The sequence below is a fragment of the Symbiobacterium thermophilum IAM 14863 genome, from assembly GCF_000009905.1.
Taxonomy (GTDB): domain Bacteria; phylum Bacillota; class Sulfobacillia; order Symbiobacteriales; family Symbiobacteriaceae; genus Symbiobacterium; species Symbiobacterium thermophilum.
In genome coordinates, this window is the sequence record NC_006177.1 from 2,698,735 (window position 1) to 2,715,500 (window position 16,766).

Consider the following 16,766-nt stretch of genomic DNA (forward strand, 5'->3'; position numbering starts at 1 on the left):
GCGGGGTTGGAGCCCTGGCCCGCACTGACGCAAACAGCGGGCGGCTCCTCCCGGGTTGGGAAGGAGCCGCCCGCCGTACGCGTTCGGCTACTTGCTGGCCGGCATGACCTCGTGGTCCACGTGCCGGGCGCCCTTAACGGCGCTGATCAGGTTGATGGCCACCCGCGCCCCGTCGCCGGCGGTGATGATGGTGTGCACGCTGGTGCCGGCGCACGTCCCCGCGGCCCACAGGCCCTCGACCCGGGTCCGGCCCTCCCGGTCCACGGCAACGACCTCCTTGATCCGGGGTTCGGGCCCCTCGACGATCTCCGCGCCGGCCTGGCGGGCCAGCTCGCAGTTGGCGCCCAGGCAGAGGATGACCTGGCGGGCCTCGTAGGCCTCGCCGCCCTCCGTCTCCAGGCGGAACCCCTCACCCTCGCGGCGCACCGCCGTCACCTTGGCCTTCACCAGGTTGGCCCCGGCGGTCTGCGCCTGCTTCTTGCCCAGGTCCACCAGGTCGTTGCCGGTCACCCCGTCGGGGAAGCCGAGATGGTTCGGAATCCAGGCACGGCGGGTCATGGACTGGTCGGCGTCCAGCAGCAGCGTCTTCAGCCCGGCCCGGGCGGTGAACGTTGCGGCACTCGCACCGGCGGGCCCGGCGCCCACGATCGCGACGTCGTACATTCCTGCTTCCTCCTTTACATTCTTATTCCGTTAGTTAGACGACGTTTCCTCCCCGAAGGGAGCGGTGTAACCGACCGTAGGTTCGGGCACCCCCGGGGCAAGGCTGGCAGGGCCGTTCCCCCGGCCGCGGCTCGGGGCGGCCGCGGCTGGGGTTGGCCGTATCCAGCCGCTGCTGGAGGTGGCCCTGGATAGGGATCAGCGTCCGCCGCGCGGCAGCCGCTTCTCCATCTGGTGCCGGGTGATCTCGTAGCCCAGCGACTCGTAGAGCCCCAGCGCCACCTGGTTGGCGGCGGTCACCATGAGCATCACGGAGTGGCACCCGCTGGACCGCAGGTACTCCTCACCGGCCTCCATGAGCCGCCGGCCGACGCCCCGGCCCCGCATGCGCGGGTGCACGTAGATGGCGCTCACCTCGCCCCGCCGCCGGTGGCGGTAGTCCTGCTCGACCACGAGCCAGATAAAGCCGCACAGGCCGAGGGGGTCCTCGGCCACCAGCACCATCTGCGACGGGTCGCGGGCCGCGGCCCGCAGCTGGTTCCGCCTGCGGGCCATGAAGTCCACGTCCACGACAAACCCGGGGAAGTTCGACTCGTACAGTTCGGGCATGAAGGAGAGGATCTCTGCGGTGTCGGTGACGTAGTCGAAGGGGCGGATGCGGACCTCGGCCACCTCCCTATCCTTCTCGGCGCTTGGTTCCCACATGAATCGCCACCGTCCCCAGCATCAGCAGCTGGTAATCCGTCTCCACGAACCCGGCCTCCCGGAAGAGCTCCTCCAGCTGGTCCGGGAAGGGGTAGTTGTCCAGTGAGCGGGAGAGGTACGTGTACGGGCGCACCTTGGCCTGGCGGCCGGCCTTCACCACGAACCAGTCGATGAGCGGCAGGAAGGTCTTCCAGTACACGAAGAAGCCGAAGCGGATGAAACGGCTGAAGGGCTTGGAGGCCTCCAGGCAGATGAAGCGGCCGCCGGGCTTCAGGACCCGGTAGATCTCGGACAGGGTCCGGGGGATCGACGCGACGTTGCGCATCGCCCACCCCATGGTCACGCCATCGAACGTGTTGTCCGGGAAGGGCAGGTCCATGGCGTTGCCGAGCTGCAGGGTGATCAGGTCCTTGTACGGCGAAGCGGCGACGCGGCGCCGGCCCACCTCCAGCATGCCTTCGGAGATGTCCACCCCGATGACCTTGCCGTCCGGCGCGACCTGCGCGGCGTCCAGCAGCGTGAGGTCGCCGGTGCCGCAGGCCACGTCCAGGATGTGGTCACCGGGCCGGAAATGGGTCTGGGCGACGAACTCCCGGTGCCACTTCTCCCACTGGCCGGCCGACATGACCTGGTTCATCGCGTCGTAGTTCTCGGCGATCTTGTCGAAGAGCTCGCGGACGTACTGCTCCTTCTCCTCCGGCGACGGAGGCTGGTAGCCAGGGGCCATCAGAACGCCTCCTCAGTTCATCTGCATTCGCACGGCCGTGCCGCCGCCCATCGCCCCGCGCGACCCGACCGGCCGTTCACCGCTGCTTCTCGGCCCAGGGGCACAGGTACCGCTCGGCGATGTCCAGCACCACGTAGAAGCCGAATCCCATCAGCGCCATCGCCATGACCCCGGCGAACATCTTGCTGTACGCGTGCATCGACCAGGCGTCCCACACGTACGACCCCAACCCCCGGCGGGTGGCGTAGGTCTCGGCAAAGAACAGGACGGCCACGGCGGTGCCCGTGCTCAGCCGCAGCGCCGTGAAGATGGCGGGCAGCGCCGCCGGCAGGATGACATGGCGGTAGATCTGCGCCTCCCCGCCGCCGAGGGACTGGACCGACCGGATCAGCCCGCGGGGGACGTTCGCAGCGGCGTCCTTCACGGTGACGAGGATCTGGAAGAAGATGACCAGCGTGATCAGGAAGATCTTGGACTCGTCGCCGATCCCCAGCACGACCATGATCACCGGCAGGAAGACCACCTTGGGCACCGGGTAGGTCAGGTAGACCAGCACCGATCCCACCGGGCCTCCCGAGCGGCCCAGGTAGAGCCCGAGAGGTACCCCGAGGGCCAGGGAGATCAGGGTCGAGGCGATGACCCGGTAAGCGGAGGCGAGGAAGTGCTCCACCAGCGGCCCGCCGGGCTTCACCCCTTCGAGGAAGGCGGCCACGGCCGGGCCCAGCCGGGGGAAGGCGGCGACGCCCCGCCAGATGTTGAGCCAGATGGCCAGCCCTTCCCAAGCCAGGGCGAGGATGGCCAGGGCGACGGCGTAATGATACCAGCGGTACCTAGGCACCGCCGTTCACCCCCTTCTCCAGGGCGTCGCGCACGCGGTTGACCATGCTGTGGAACGCGTCGGCCCGCCGGTCACCCACGGCGGGGTTTGCGAACAGGTCCACCACGCGACCGGGACGCCGCGAGAGCACCAGGATCTGCTGGCCCAGGTAGACCGCCTCGGTGATGGAGTGGGTCACGAGCACCAGACTGGTCTGGCGCTTGCGCCAGATCGCCAGCAGCAGGTCCTGCATCTCCTCCCGCGTGAGGGCGTCCAGAGCGGAGAAAGGCTCGTCCATGAGCAGGAGGTCCGGCCCCAGGGCGAGCGCGCGGGCGATCGCCACCCGCTGCTGCTGGCCGCCCGAGAGCTGGTGCGGCCAGCGCCTGGCCAGGTCGGCGATGCCCACCTCGCGCAGGGCCTGGTCGGCCGCGTCCACCGGAAGCCGGCGGATGCGCAGGCCGAGGGCAGCATTCTCACGAACGGTTTTCCAGGGAAGCAGGCCGTAATCCTGCAAGATCAGCGCGGTTCCCGGCCTCCGGGGCTGCACCGGCGCGCCGTCGACCAGCAGCTCGCCGGCGGTGATGGGCAGCAGTCCGGCGATCAGGCCGAGGAGGGTGGTCTTGCCGCAGCCGGACGGCCCCACCACCGCCAGCGTTTGGCCCCGAGGCAGGTCAAAGGAGACGTCGCGTAGCGCGACCGTCTCCCCATAAGCATAACTCACTTTCCGTGCTTTGATCATGTTCCGCTCCTCCGCCCGGATCTCGGGGGAACCCTACTCGCCCTGCGGGTAGAGCGTCGTGTTCACGATCTCGTCGTAGGAGACCCGCTTGGAGATGTACCCCTTCTCCAGCAGCCACTCCACGACGTCCTCCACCTCGGTGCGACCGGGCGCCTGCGCGGGGGAGAAGGTGATCACCTTCCAGGAGTCCTTGATCTCGGGCGGCAGGTTGGCCTCGGTGGCCAGCAGCTCCTTGTACGCCTCGGGATCGCGGTCGATGTCGATGACGGCCATGTTGTAGGCGACGAAGAACCGCTTGATGGCCTCCGCCTTCTCCTTCACCGCGTCCTCCCGGAACACGATGACCGACTGCGAGTAGTTGCGCTTGGCCTCGGCGTCGTTCAGCACCACGGTGCCGCCCTTGTGAACCGCCAGGGAAAGCAGCGGCTCGGGCAGGGTGGCGGCCTTCACGTTGCCGCTCATCAGGTTTTCGAACCGCAGCGGGATCTGCGGGATGGAGACAAGCTCCACCTCGTCGAGGGCAATCCCGTTCTCCAGCAGCAGCTTTTCGGTGACGTAGTGGATGATCGTGTTGGTGGCGATCGCAATGTCGGCGCCCTTCAACTGCTCGGGCTTGGTGATGCCCGATCCGGGCGCGGACACGATGGCGAACGGCCCCTCCTCGATGGTGGCGCCCAGGTTAATGGAAGTGATCTGCAACGGCGTGCCGTTGTCGTGCAGCGACACCGCGCCCATGATGTCCGTGAGCGTCCCGTCGATCTGCCCGCTGGCCAGCGCGGCGTCACGCTCGGCCGCTGAGTTGAACCTGACCAGCTCGACCTCCACGCCCTGCTGGCGGTAGTAGTCCTTGCTCGCGGCCACCCAGAAAGGCAGGCCGTCGATGGTCGGAATCTGCCCGATCTTCAGTTGTCCCACAGTCTCCGGCGCGGCCGGAGTCGCCGGCTCCTTCTGATACGCGTTCTGCGGTTTCCCGCCGCAGCCTGCCAAAAGCCCGATTGCCAGTACAGCGGCCAGAATCCGCACGAGCTTCGTCTTCATCAGGTGTCGTCCTCCATTCACCGCCGCACGCGGTCTATGTTGGGATCCCTCAATATGGCTATAGCCGAAATCCTAACCCAATGTAGCAATGGCCTATACCCGTGTCAACAAAGGGTCATGAGGCTGTCCAATTCCGGACAGCCCTTTTCCGGGACGACGTCCGGGCCGGTCCCTGCCACTGCGGATAGCAGGCCAGGACTGTCCCTATCCACTGGAGAGCCGCCGTTCGAGCCGCTGCGCCCACCGACGGTAGTTCGCCGCCTCTGCCTCGATCGCATCGCACAGATGCCGCTGGTCATCCAGGCTGTGTCTGATCGGAACGTTGTGCCGCCGCAGCAGGCTGCTGATGGTCCCGAAGCTCAGGTCATCCGCTCTGACTTCGATGAGGGTGATCCCGTGGGTCTCGCTGAACCTGCGTTTGATGTCATCGCGCATCCTCTGCTCCTGCAGTTGCGTGTCTGAAGGATAACGCTGCGTGGTTCGGTAATGCTGGGGCCCCTGAAACTCCAGGGCAACCCGGGACACAGGGAGGAGCAGGTCGTAGTGCAGCTGCCCTCCGGTGAACGGGTTGACCAGCCGCAACACCTCGCCGTTCTCAATGAGGAGCTGGTCGACGACCAACACCGCGACGATGCACTTCAGCAAGTATTGGCCTACGGAGTACCGCTCCTTCAACCTGGCGAGGCGCAGCCCTTCGTAGAAATCCTGCACGTCCGCATGCCGGTTTTCGTCGATGATGTTCACCGTCTCGAAGCGGTAGACCTTGCACCGCCCTGCGCGGACCACCTCACCAACAAGCCAGCCGTAATGGCTGAGGATCCGCACGTACTTCCTCAGGCTGATCCGGGAGCACCGCATCACGTGCTGGAGTTGGGCGTAATCGAACTCACCCACCCCCCGGATGTGCGCCCACAGCCACTTTGCCCCGTGGGGGATGCGCCGGTCCAGCACGAGGTCCACGGGGATGGTAAACGCGCGCGTGCCGCGCCACAGGGCGCAGCACTCGAACTCGCGCGTGCCCAAGGAGTCCAGCTGAATCCACCGAAGGGCATCCAGCGCGCGCATGTGCTGCTTCAGACGGTACTGCGACAGCCCCGTAACGCGCCGCAGTTCGGCCCATGTCAGGCGCGTCTTCTGCTTTCGGATCGCCCGCAGGTAGCACCAGAGCACCCGGGCACTGTCCGTCAGCTCCCCGTCATCCAGGAGTTGGTGCGGGACGGCGACCTCCGTGAGCATGGCAGGCATCACCTCGGGAAAGCGCGGTTCACTCTATGATCAGATTCTTGCAACTTCCAATAATTTCCTTCTCCCCGAAGCCGGCCAGGACCACGAATGTGTACTTCCCCCAAACCCGCATGCCACAAGCCTTCCCCCGTCTGCGAGCCCCGTATGCCGGCTACCGCCCGGGTCAGTGAAACGAGTGTGCACTCTCCCGAAGCCCGCATCCCACAAGCCCTTCCCGGCTCGCAGGCCCCAAAATCTCGCATGGTGCCGGGCTTCCGCGGAAGTGCACGTTCATGTCAACGTCAGCGTCACTGGCTCGCACTTCACCTGCAGACGATCTCACCACCGATCCCCGCCGGCGCCATCGCCCTTCCACAGCACCTCCGACGTCCTCCACCGCTCCCGCTGTTGCGGCCACCACGTACCGCCAACCGTCAGTGAAACGAATGTGCACTTTCCTGAAGCCCGCATCCCACACGCCTTTCCGGATCTGCAGACCCCAGACCCTGCATGGTGCCGGGCTTCCGCGAAAGTGCACATTCATGTCAACGTCAGCGTCACTGGCTCGCACTTCACCTGCAGACGATCTCACCACCGATCCCCGTCGGCGCCATCGCCCTCCCCGAGCGCCTCCGACGTCCTCCACCGCTCCTGCTGTTGCGGCCACCACGTACCGCCAACCACCGGTGTAACGAGTGTGCACTTTCCTGAAGCCCGCATCCCACAAGCCCTTCCCGGCTCGCAGGCCCCAAAATCTCGCATGGTGCCGGGCTTCCGCGGAAGTGCACGTTCATGTCAACGTCAGCGTCACTGGCTCGCACTTCACCTGCAGACGATCTCACCACCGATCCCCGCCGGCGCCATCGCCCTTCCACAGCACCTCCGACGTCCTCCACCGCTCCCGCGGGTCAAGCTCACCACGTGCCGCAGACCGCCAGTGAAACGAATGTGCACATTCCTGAAACCCGCATCCCACAAGCCGTTCCCGGCTCGCCGACCCCCGATCCCGCATGGCGCCGGGCTTCCGCGGAAGTGCACATTCATGTCAACGTCAGCGTCACTGGCTCGCACTTCACCTGCAGACGATCTCACCACCGATCCCCGCCGGCGCCACCACCCTTCCACAGCGCCTCCCACATCCTCCACCACTCCCGCGGGTCAAGCTCACCACGTGCCGCAGACCGCCAGTGAAACGAATGTGCACATTCCTGAAACCCGCATCCCACAAGCCGTTTCCGGCTCGCCGACCCCAGATCCCGCATGGCGCCTGGCTTTCGCCCAAGTGCACGTTCGTGACAGCATCGACGTCACTTGGTCCCTCCAAGTACCCGAAAGACTTCCTCCACCGTCCCCTGATCGCAGCTACCTCGTGCCGCCAACCGCCCGCGTCACGAATCTGCACTTCTCCCAAGCCCGCAACCCCAAACACGCCACGAATCGCCAGCCCTGCGGCCCGCATCCCCGGCGTTCACGAAAGTGCACATCGACCCCCAACGCCAACCTCGCCCGGTGGTTCGGGCCCGCGGGCCAGTGCCAGAGCCCCAAGAAGGAGAAAGGCCCGCCCGGGATCCCTTCTCCGGCACAAGATAAGAAACCCCCGCCGTCCGGGAGGGACGGCGGGGGAAGATGCGACTCACTGCACCGGCGTGTTCATGTACGACACGAAACGTTCCGCACCCAGGCGGACAATTTTCAGCGCCCGGTCAAACACGGGCTTGAACCCTTCGGGGGGATCGATGAGCATTTCCACCGAAGCCCATACGTTGTCCTCCACCAGGTGAAGCTTCACCACTTTGATCTCCGCATTCACCCGACAGGCGGCTGCCAGGGCCCGCTCACGCTCAGCCGCGCTCTCGACCTTCCAGATGTTCGGCAGACACAGCCGGAAAAACGGTTCATCATCCTCAGAAGCGAAGAGCAGGTAGGTCAGCCCCTCGACCTTGAACACGATGTCGCCGTCGCTGTCGTAACGCGGCACGTACCCCTCTTCCTTCAGGTACTCGTAGTACATCTCCGCTTTGTTCACAAGATACCTCCTCGGTCTTACTGGGGCTGGGCTCTTTCCGACTCAGCCCTTCGACTTCCGAAGAGGAATCTCCTGCCAGGGTCGTCAGTGGCAGCTGCAGCCGTCCCCCTCCAGCCCCTGATCCGTCAGCTTCAGTGTGCCCGCGAGATAATCCTGCAGGACCCGCCGGGCCTCGCCGTGGCAGCCGACGATGTACTCGACGCCGTGGCGGCGGAACAGTTCCCGGGCGTGCTGGGGAATGCCCCACGCCAGGACCAGGTTCACCCCCTGGTTGGCGAGAAAGACCGGCGGCGGGCCGCCCGGGCCGTGGCCAGGGTTCGCCACTTCTTCCGTGTGCACAACCTTTCCGTCCTCGACGTCCGCAATGAGATAGCTCCTGCAGTGGCCCACGTGCGGCGCCACGTCTCCGTCAGCGAGCGGTATGGCAATGCGCATCATGTTGTCCTCCTCATCCTTTGTCTGGCGGATACGGCCTCATTCCCACCCCGCATGGGCTGGGACCCCAGGCAATCTTACCCGATAGTGTCTCCCCCCGACGGTGACGCAGGTCACCATGCGGAGCCTCACCACCGTCCCGCCCCGCCGGCCACCCCAGCGCCGCCGCAAGCCCTCACGCTGAACCGGTCGCGGGGCTCGGGACGGCGTGTGCGGCGTCTTCCCTGCTCCACCCCTGCTCCACCCCTGCTCCCGCCCGGCTCCCACTCGGCTCCTGCACGGCTCATCCCCAGCTCCTGCCTGGCTCCTGCACGGCTCATCCCCGGCTCCTACTCGGCTCCCACTCGGCTCCTGCTCGGTTCCTGCACGGCTCATCCCCAGCCCCTGCCTGGCTCCTGCACGGCTCATCCCCAGCTCCTGCCTGGCTCCTGCACGGCTCATCCCCGGCTCCTGCTCGGCTCCTGCACGGCTCATCCCCCGGTCATCCCCGGCTCCTGCTACGCTCGTCGCACGCTTCTCCCCACTACGGCGGTGCGGCGCACCGGTCACGCCTCCGAGAGCCATGCTGCTGCGCGAAAGGGCGCCTGTTCCGCCGAAATCGCCGCCTCAGTCCGCTCCAGGCGCACCCACGGAGACGCCCGCCGCCTCCAGCTCCGACCGGATGCGCCGCAGCACCTGGATCACGCTGGGGTGGTCCCCGTGCACGCAGAGCGTCTCCGCCGGCACCGCCACCTCCTCGCCCGTGTCCGCCGTGACCGTGCCCGAACACACCATCCCGCGAGCCTGAGCCGCGGCCCGCTCAGGCTCGTGCAGCACCGCCCCTGGGTGCGTCCGGGGTAACAAGGTCCCGTCCGCGGCGTAACCCCGATCCGCGAATCCCTCCCGGATCACCCGGAGCCCGGCGGCAAGGCCGGCCTGCTCCAGGGCCGACCCGGGCGGGGCGTAGAGCATCAGCGACCGGTCGAAGTCCGCCACAGCGCGGGCGACGGCCCCCGCGATGGCCGCGTCCGCGGCTGCGGTGTTGTACAGCGCCCCGTGCGGCTTCACGTGGCGTAGGGCCACCCCTTCCGCCCGGCAGAAGGCGGCGAGGGCCCCGATCTGGTAGAGCACATCCGCGTACACCTCGTCCGGACTGCACCTCACGGGTCGTCGCCAGAAGCCGACCAGATCCCGATAGCCGGGGTGAGCCCCCACGGCCACCCCGTGTTCCCGGGCCAGCCGTACGGTCCGGCGCATGACCTGCGGATCGCCTCCGTGGAAGCCGCAGGCGATGTTGGCCGAGGTGATCAGGGGCATGATCTCCTCGTCCGCCCCGATTCGGTACACCCCAAACGATTCGCCCATGTCGCAGTTCAGGTCGATCTTCCTGACCGGGCCCCGGATCGCGCCCACGCTGTTTCCCTCCCCGTGCGACTGATCCTCCCGAATCCGCTCCGTTCCCCGCAACGCCGGGTCTCGCCGCTGCGCCGGCCCCTCTGCGGTGGAGAACAGATCCCCCAGCCACAGAGCCACGGCCCAACCGGGGAGGCCCCCGGACCATCAACGGCGCCCCGGGAAACCGCTTCCCGGGGCGCCCCCGCTAATCCCGGTAGAACCCCTTGAACCAGGTTCCCTGTGACTGCAGCGTGCCCTCGTCGCCCTCGACGAGGAGCCCGTACTGGTCGCCCCGCACCGAGAACTCCTCCCGGCGGCCGTCCTCGAACTCGAAAGTAACGTAATAGGCGGTGTGGTGCGAGTGGTGGTGATGGTCGCCGTGGTGATGGTGGTGTGTCGAATGGCGCACGCGCTTCGCCACGACGCGCGCCCGCCGGGTGAGGAGGGGCTTCTGGATGTTGCTCACCGCCGTGTAGATCATGGACCCAAAGACGAACACAAAGCCGCCGATGACGAGGATCGGCACCAGTACGAACATGATGTCGAACAGCCGAAAGGCCCCGCCGCCGAAGAACGGATCGGACATGTACACCTGCAGAAGCCCTCCCCTCCGTCGTGTCTCCGACCATGAGACGCGTGCGGGTCGGCCGCAGGTTCACGCAGCCCGGCCTGCGCCGAGGGCCGGGCAGGAGGGTGCAACAGCGTGGGTGCCACAGAGCGGGTGCAACAGCGCAGGTACAACAGCGCGGGTGCAACAGCGCAGGTACAACAGCGCGGGTGCACCAGCGTTGCTGCCGAACGAGGTCGCGCGCTCCGGCCCTGCGCCACCCGGATGCCGCCTCTTCCGTACGCACCGCACGCACGGGCTGATCCGGGGCTCCCGCTAGGCTCGGGGGGCCCCGACATCAACCCGGGGACCGGGCGAAACCGACGGCCGGCGGCCCCGCCCAATTGCTCAGCGACAGTTCCGACGTAAAGCTACGTTTCCGCGCGAGGGCCCCGGGCACCTCCCGTCCTGGAAGGTCGCATTCCCGTCACCATGCGCGCCGGCAGCTCGCCTACGCCCGGGCCCAGGCTGCAGCCACAGCCGCACGTTTATCCCCAGACGGCCCTGGGAACGGGGCGACTCCTGATGGTCCCGGGAACGGGGCGACGCCCGATGGCCCCGGGAACGGGGCGACGCCCGACAGCCGTTTCACGTGCGCTGATCTCCGCGGCAGGCTCCTGGACGAAGAACAACCCTGCGGCCGAAGCCGCAGGGTGGCTGTCGCTGGGGTGGGATGTGCCCGATCCGCGGGCGCCGGTTGTCCGGTCCCGCGGTCGCACCCGCCGGGTCAGATGGGCAGCGTCAGCTGGACCGACCGGAGGCGCGGGTCCCGGAGCAACTCGTCCATCTCGGCGATGGAGCGGGCGTCCTCGGGAAGGATGGTCAGCACCCGGTACTCCACCCCCGCCTCCGCACAGACGGCAGCGGCCAGTCCCTCCGGCACCAGCCGTTCCAGCTGCTCCGCGACCCACTGGTCCGCGGGCCGGCCGTCGGCGTCCACAAAGGGGTAGAGATCCCCCAGGAACCCGGCGATGGCGCTCCGCGCCTGCGCCAGCTGTGCGGCGACCGCCGCCTGCTGCTCCGGCGAGCGCAGGTCCTCCGCCAGCTGCTTCTCCCGGGCCGCGAAGATCCCCGGCCACTCCTGCTCCAGGAAGTGGCGGGGCACCAGATACTGGCCGTTCCACTCCAGCCCCCGTTCGGCCAGGATCGCGTCCAGCTCGTCCTTGGCCCGGCTCACCAGGTCCAGCCGGCAGAGCGTGACGTCCATCGGGCGGAGGCGGACGTTGCCCAGGGCCAGCACCCCGAAGTCCCGGGGGTCCAGCCTGCGGGTGCGCCGGGTGCCGTGGGCGCTCACCCGCACGAACGCGCCGAGCCGGGTGATCTCCGCTCCGATGCGCAGCGCGTTCCGCCGAAGCCCCACCCGCTCCTCCAACGCCGCCCACTCCTGCGGCGAGAGCCGGCGCGCCGACTCCCACCACTGCTCCAGGTCGGACAGCACCGGGCCCGCCTCTGCAAGATGTACACCGTACTGGCGGGGGCCGTCCAGGCCATCCAGGGTCAGGGGGCCGCTGCCCACCAGGGCGCCGCCCTCGTCGGACGCGTAGATGCACGCGCCGAGGTCGGGCTGCCACCGCACCTCGCAGCCCTCCAGGCGACGCAGCCGCTGCAGGGCCGCCAACTCGACCCGGCCGTCGCCGATCGCCTGGTACGACAGGTCGGTCAGCACCCGGATCTCCGCCCCGGCCCGCTCCAGCTCAGGCAGCAGCCCCTGCAGGGCCGCCAGATGCAGGCTGGGGGAGACGATCCAGAGCGTCCGCCACGGCCCGCGCACCAGCGCATGCAAGGCCGGCCGCAGAAACGGGATCGGTTGGCCTGCCATCATCCCCACCCCTCCCGACGTCAGGCCCCGGCCACGCCCGAGGCGGCGCCGAGCCCGGCTCCGCCTGCGCCGTCCACCAGGGTGCGCATGTTCTTCTCCGCCAGGGCGCAGTAGCCGGGGTCGATGTCAACGCCGATCCAGCGGCGCCCGAGCAACGCCGCGGCCTGGCAGGTGGTGCCGCTGCCGTTGAAGGGATCCAGCACCAGGTCGCCTTTATAAGTGTAGAGTTTGATCAGCCGGCTGGGCAACTCCAGCGGGAAGGGGGCGGGGTGGCCGACCTTCTTGGCCGATACCGTCGGAAACTCCCAGATCGATTTCGTGTACGTCACGAACTCCTCGGGCGTCAGGTCGGTCTCGCCCCGGTGCCCCATGCGCCAGTCTTCCTTGGAGAAGACCAGGATGTACTCGTGCAGGTCACGCAGGGTCGGGTTGGACGGACTGCACCAGGACCCCCAGGCGGTGGAGACGCCCACGGACGCGCCCTTGTTCCAGATGATCTCGCCCCGCATCTGGAAGCCCAGCCGGATCATCTGAAGCGTGATGTACGCGTGCAGGGGCAGGTAGGGCTTCCGGTCGACCCCGGCCACGTTGATCGCGATGCGGCCGCCCGGCGCCAGGACGCGGTAGCACTCCCGCCACACCTGCTCCAGCAGGTCCAGGTACTCCTCCATCGAGAGGCAGTCGTCGTGGGTGGCGTAGTTCTTGCCGACGTTATAAGGCGGTGAGGTGACGACCAGGTCCACCACCCCGTCGGGGATGAAGCTCATGTTGCGGGCATCAGCGTTGTAGATCCGATTGGCGAACATGCACCGGCCTCCCGTCATCCTCCGACCGGCGGGTCGGGGCGATCGAATACGAACGTCTGCAATGGTTCTGCCTGGTATTATTTCGCGCCGCGGCGCGAAACTCCTCCTAATCATTGGCGCGCATTGCAAAGGATATGCAGACGCCCGTCGCCCGAAGCCCGCAGGGCAGCAAAAGACCGGGGGATCGCTCCCCCGGTCGGATGCCCCGTGCAGCCCTTACAACAAGATCTCGCCGATGTCGCCGTCCTTGATGCCGGCGGCATTGGCTTCGTCGGTGTCGATGTGCATCTCCAGCGCCATGTCCTCCCGCGCCCGGATGACGACGTCGTCAAACGTGAGCGGGCGGGTGCCGCGGGTCTTCACCCGGACGACCTGGCCGTCGGTCACGCCGTACCTCTCGGCGTCAGCAGGCGTCATGTGGATGTGCCGCTGGGCGACGATCACGCCCTCGGTCAGCTCGACACGGCCCTTCGGCCCCTCGAGCACGATCCCCGGCGTGCCGGCGATGTTCCCGCTGAGCCGCACCACCGCAGGCACCCCGAGGGTGCGCGCGTCGGTGGCCGAAATCTCCAGCTGAGACTTGCCCCGCACGGGGCCCAGAACCCGGACGCGCGGGAAGGAGCCCTTGGGCCCGATCACCGCGACGGTCTCCTCCGCCGCGAACTGCCCGGGCTGTACCAGATGCTTCTTCACGGTCAGCTGATAGCCCGGCCCGAACAGCACTTCCAGGTGTTCGGGGCTGAGGTGTACGTGCCGGGCGCTGACGTTGATGACCACTGTGCGTGCTTCAGCCATGACGAAATCCCTACCTTCTGCGTTACCTCGATCCGTGCGCGGAGTCGGATGCCATTGGTTTCGCCACTCTCCCCGACTCTCCTGCCCCCAACAGGTTTCCCGGAAGGGCGCCCTTTCACCCGGGAGCTCGCGCCGCAGCCGCTCGCCCGCCCCAGGCCCGGTCACGCCTGGGGGCGGCGCCCCCGCACCCGGCGGAGGCGCCGCCCTGCAAAGCCGGGTCCGGTCACTCCCCGGCCCCGTCCTGCTGCGTCAGGGCGGCCACGTACCGGGCGACCGGCGTGCCCTGGGCGTTGGTGCCCAACACCCGCCAGGCCGGCTGCAGGTAGACCGTCCCGTCGCCCACGCTGCGGACCCAGACCAGCTCCGCCCGCCGGAAGCTGCCGCCACGGCTCTCGGCCATCTCCACGGCCTGGCGCTCGCTCACGAACTCCGTGTAGGTCGCGTGAATGGTCACGCCCGACGGCACGTACGCCTTCGCCCGGACCACCGTGCCGGCCTGGTTCACGGCGATCTCCGTGCGGGCGTTGACCACCGGCCGCCCCTCCACGTGCTCGGTGTAGACCACCATGAACCCGTCTTCCCGGGCCGTGATGTCCGGCTGGCTGTGCACCGGCAGCGCGGCCTGATCCAGGAACCGCTGCGCGGCCTGCCCGGCCGCCTGCTCATCCACCCTGGGCGCGTCCGCGTCCGGCTCCGTCAGATCGGCATACTGGACCGTCCCGTCCATCGTCATGGTCAGGGTCCGGTCCTCGTCGGCCACCACCCAGCCCCGGTCCGTGCGGCGGCTCTCGCCGCGGAAGCCCAGCCGGGCGGCCATCGTCCGGAACTCAGCCTCCCCCGGGCGGGCGGTCAGCCGCATCAGCTGCACGCTGGCGATAACCGGACTGGCCGCGGGCGCCAGCAGGCTCTCCTCGGTGGTCCGCTCATCCGCCAGGCGCACCTCCGGCAGGTCCGCGGGCAGCGCCACCAGGTACGGCGTGTCCGCCCCGCCCTGCGCCCCCGGCGGCGCGGGGTCGGTGGAGAGGGGGGGCGCCACCGAAGGCGCCGGCTCGTGCTGTGCGACCTGCCCGGGCCCCTGCCCGGCGGGCGGCTGGGCCAGTTGCAGGCCGACCGCCAGCGCCACGGTGGCCGCGACCGCCGCAAGGCCCGGCCCCACCACGGCCGGTCGGCGGTACCAGGGGCGCAGCCGTCGGCGGGCAGTGCGCATCAACTCCTCCCGCAGGGCGTCCCTGAACTCGGGTCGGTAGGGCACCGGGCGCTCGAGTTCGCGCGCGACCTTGCGGGCCACCGCCTCCAGGGCCTTCTGCTCGGTGGGATCGGCAGCCTGCTCTGCAATCAGCTCCGTGATGTCGGCGTAGCGGCTCACGGCTGCACCCCGCTTTCGCTCAGCTTCCTCCGCAGCGTGTTCAGGGCCCGGAACAGGAGCGCCTTGACGGCCCCCTCGGTCTTGCCCATGGCCGCTGCGATGTCCTTCAACTTCATATCCCCGGCAAACCGCATCAGGACCACGTCCTGCTGGTCGGGGGAGAGCGCCTGCAGCGCCCGGCTCACCGCCTGCCGGTCGTCCAGGGCCAGCGCGGCCTCCTCGGGTTCCGGGCCGACCCCCGCCGCCGACAGCCCCTCATCCAGTTGCACGGTGGGCCGGTGGACCCGGTAGTAGTCGATGACCACGTTGGCGGCGATGCGGTAGAGCCAGGCCGCAAACGGCTGCCCTGTGTACCGGTAGTGCTGAATATGGGCGAGCGCTTTGAGGAAGGTATCGGCGGTCAGGTCCTCCGCCACCTGCCGATCCCCGGTTTTCCGATGTATATATGCATAGATACGATCGAAATGCATATCGTACAGCTCCCCGAAGGCTTCGGGATCGCGCTGGGCCCGCAGGACCAGGCGTTGCTCGTCGCTGTACGCCTCCAATACCTCTGGGCGATGCGTAGGCGGTCCCTCCCGTCGGTACCGCACCTCCCGGTACTCGCTCCACTGCGATTAACGGAGCGGGCGCGCAAAAGGTTACGCGGTGCTGGCAATGGGGAATCAGGTCTGACCCCGGAAGCCGGTGCAGTCGAACGCCACTCCGGGGCCGAAGAGCCGACGGAACCGGTCCAGCAGCTGCTCGGACGGGCTCCTGGTGATCACCTCCACGGCCGGAGGCTCGGGGTGGGCCCGGGTCAGCAGACCCCGCCGGAGCAGGTGGTGCACCGCGACGTCCGCCGGCGGCAGCGAGTAGCCGATGATGACGATGCGCCGGGCCCGCCGCACCGCCTCCAGGGCCTGCTCGAACACCCGGGTGAGCCGGCCGGGGGAATAGCGCTTCAACCATGTGGGCGAGATCACCACCCCGGCCAGGCGGCGGCTGCCGCACCGGCCGCAGGCAAGGCCGGCGGCACGGGTGAGCTGGTGGGCCACCGGCTCCCGGAGCACGGCGATCTGATCGCAGGCGGGGCAGTGGACCCAGTTGAGCGACCCGTGCAGTTTCAAGAGCAGCGGACCTCCGCTCTTCCCGGGATCCAGGGCGTAGTCGGGCGTCAGCCCCGCCGCCCGGAGCGCGTCGTCCAGCAGCGTGTCGTAGTTGAGCGACACCAGGGCGTAGCTGTCCGGGGCCCGGGACGCCAGGGCCCGGGCGAACCGGGCGTGCGGCCCGTCGTCCGGCCGCTGCCGGCCGCGCGCTCGCTCCAGCACGCTGCAGACCAGGTGCTCCAGGGCCTGGCGGATGCGGTAGAGCCGCGGCGGGTCGTAGTCCGGCCCCAGCCCCTGGTCCACGTGCAGCGACCAGTCGACCAGGCTGATCACCTCGTCCAGCGCGGGCAGGTACCGAAACGTATCCGGTCCGGTCACCGGGCGCTGGAACACCGCCCCGAGGAACTCCCAGACCTCTTCCACCTGCGGGTCGAACCGGGGGCCCAGCGCCCGATAGGCCATCGGAAACAGGTCGCGCGTGGCCGGCGCGCCCTCGGCCGCGGAGGCGCCGGCGCCGAACAGATAGAGATCCATGAGGCA

General features: G+C 68.4%; 17 protein-coding genes. All 17 read right to left on the reverse strand.

Going from position 1 to position 16,766, the window contains the following annotated elements:
- Positions 1–87: 87 nt before the first annotated feature.
- The 17 genes from STH_RS12500 to STH_RS12580 all read right to left on the reverse strand — a co-directional run bounded on the left by STH_RS12500 (position 88) and on the right by STH_RS12580 (position 16,760).
- Positions 88–663 (reverse strand): FAD-dependent oxidoreductase, encoded by a 576-nt coding sequence (locus STH_RS12500; RefSeq protein ID WP_011196636.1) that lies wholly within the window; start codon positions 661–663, stop codon positions 88–90.
- A 195-nt stretch (positions 664–858) separates the two neighbouring features.
- Entirely contained in the window at positions 859–1,332 is a 474-nt protein-coding gene (locus STH_RS12505; RefSeq protein ID WP_011196637.1) for a GNAT family N-acetyltransferase, read from the reverse strand.
- 4 nt (positions 1,333–1,336) lie between these two features.
- A complete protein-coding gene (gene ubiE / locus STH_RS12510; RefSeq protein WP_011196638.1) occupies positions 1,337–2,092 on the reverse strand; it encodes a bifunctional demethylmenaquinone methyltransferase/2-methoxy-6-polyprenyl-1,4-benzoquinol methylase UbiE in 756 nt (251 codons plus the stop codon).
- 76 nt (positions 2,093–2,168) lie between these two features.
- Positions 2,169–2,930: an ABC transporter permease gene (locus STH_RS12515; RefSeq protein WP_011196639.1), complete on the reverse strand. Its 762-nt coding sequence runs from the start codon at positions 2,928–2,930 to the stop codon at positions 2,169–2,171.
- Complete coding sequence (locus tag STH_RS12520) at positions 2,923–3,648, reverse strand: ABC transporter ATP-binding protein (protein WP_011196640.1); 726 nt, start codon at positions 3,646–3,648, stop codon at positions 2,923–2,925. Before STH_RS12520 ends, STH_RS12515 begins: the two co-directional genes overlap by 8 nt.
- 33 nt (positions 3,649–3,681) lie before the next feature.
- The gene (locus STH_RS12525) at positions 3,682–4,686 is read right to left on the reverse strand and encodes a MetQ/NlpA family ABC transporter substrate-binding protein (protein WP_043714081.1); all 1,005 of its coding nucleotides are present in this window, start codon (positions 4,684–4,686) and stop codon (positions 3,682–3,684) included.
- Between the two features lie 204 nt (positions 4,687–4,890).
- Positions 4,891–5,922 carry a hypothetical protein gene (locus STH_RS12530; RefSeq protein ID WP_011196642.1) on the reverse strand — a complete coding sequence of 344 codons (1,032 nt, stop codon included), beginning with the start codon at positions 5,920–5,922 and terminating at the stop codon, positions 4,891–4,893.
- 1,621 nt (positions 5,923–7,543) lie between these two features.
- Positions 7,544–7,936, reverse strand: a complete 393-nt coding sequence (locus STH_RS17460) for a T3SS (YopN, CesT) and YbjN peptide-binding chaperone 1 (protein WP_011196643.1) — start codon at positions 7,934–7,936, stop codon at positions 7,544–7,546.
- 84 nt (positions 7,937–8,020) lie between these two features.
- Entirely contained in the window at positions 8,021–8,371 is a 351-nt protein-coding gene (locus tag STH_RS12540; RefSeq protein ID WP_050742280.1) for a NifB/NifX family molybdenum-iron cluster-binding protein, read from the reverse strand.
- A 606-nt stretch (positions 8,372–8,977) separates the two neighbouring features.
- Positions 8,978–9,763, reverse strand: coding sequence for a LamB/YcsF family protein (locus STH_RS12545; RefSeq protein ID WP_011196645.1), 786 nt, complete (start codon positions 9,761–9,763; stop codon positions 8,978–8,980).
- A 187-nt stretch (positions 9,764–9,950) separates the two neighbouring features.
- Positions 9,951–10,331 (reverse strand): DUF2500 domain-containing protein, encoded by a 381-nt coding sequence (locus tag STH_RS12550; RefSeq protein ID WP_011196646.1) that lies wholly within the window; start codon positions 10,329–10,331, stop codon positions 9,951–9,953.
- Positions 10,332–11,079: 748 nt separating this feature from the next.
- Positions 11,080–12,171 (reverse strand): hypothetical protein, encoded by a 1,092-nt coding sequence (locus tag STH_RS12555; protein WP_148205581.1) that lies wholly within the window; start codon positions 12,169–12,171, stop codon positions 11,080–11,082.
- Positions 12,172–12,191: 20 nt separating this feature from the next.
- Positions 12,192–12,977 carry a DNA-methyltransferase gene (locus STH_RS12560; RefSeq protein ID WP_197525177.1) on the reverse strand — a complete coding sequence of 262 codons (786 nt, stop codon included), beginning with the start codon at positions 12,975–12,977 and terminating at the stop codon, positions 12,192–12,194.
- A 216-nt stretch (positions 12,978–13,193) separates the two neighbouring features.
- Positions 13,194–13,772 carry a phosphate propanoyltransferase gene (gene pduL, locus STH_RS12565; RefSeq protein WP_011196649.1) on the reverse strand — a complete coding sequence of 193 codons (579 nt, stop codon included), beginning with the start codon at positions 13,770–13,772 and terminating at the stop codon, positions 13,194–13,196.
- A 223-nt stretch (positions 13,773–13,995) separates the two neighbouring features.
- The gene (locus STH_RS12570; protein WP_011196650.1) at positions 13,996–15,138 is read right to left on the reverse strand and encodes a hypothetical protein; all 1,143 of its coding nucleotides are present in this window, start codon (positions 15,136–15,138) and stop codon (positions 13,996–13,998) included.
- Positions 15,135–15,731 carry a sigma-70 family RNA polymerase sigma factor gene (locus tag STH_RS12575; protein ID WP_276324193.1) on the reverse strand — a complete coding sequence of 199 codons (597 nt, stop codon included), beginning with the start codon at positions 15,729–15,731 and terminating at the stop codon, positions 15,135–15,137. The genes STH_RS12570 and STH_RS12575 overlap by 4 nt, the downstream gene beginning before the upstream one ends.
- Before the next feature lie 72 nt (positions 15,732–15,803).
- On the reverse strand, positions 15,804–16,760 hold the full coding sequence (locus STH_RS12580) for an SIR2 family protein (RefSeq protein ID WP_011196652.1): 957 nt from the start codon (positions 16,758–16,760) through the stop codon (positions 15,804–15,806).
- Between the last annotated feature and the right edge of the window lie 6 nt (positions 16,761–16,766).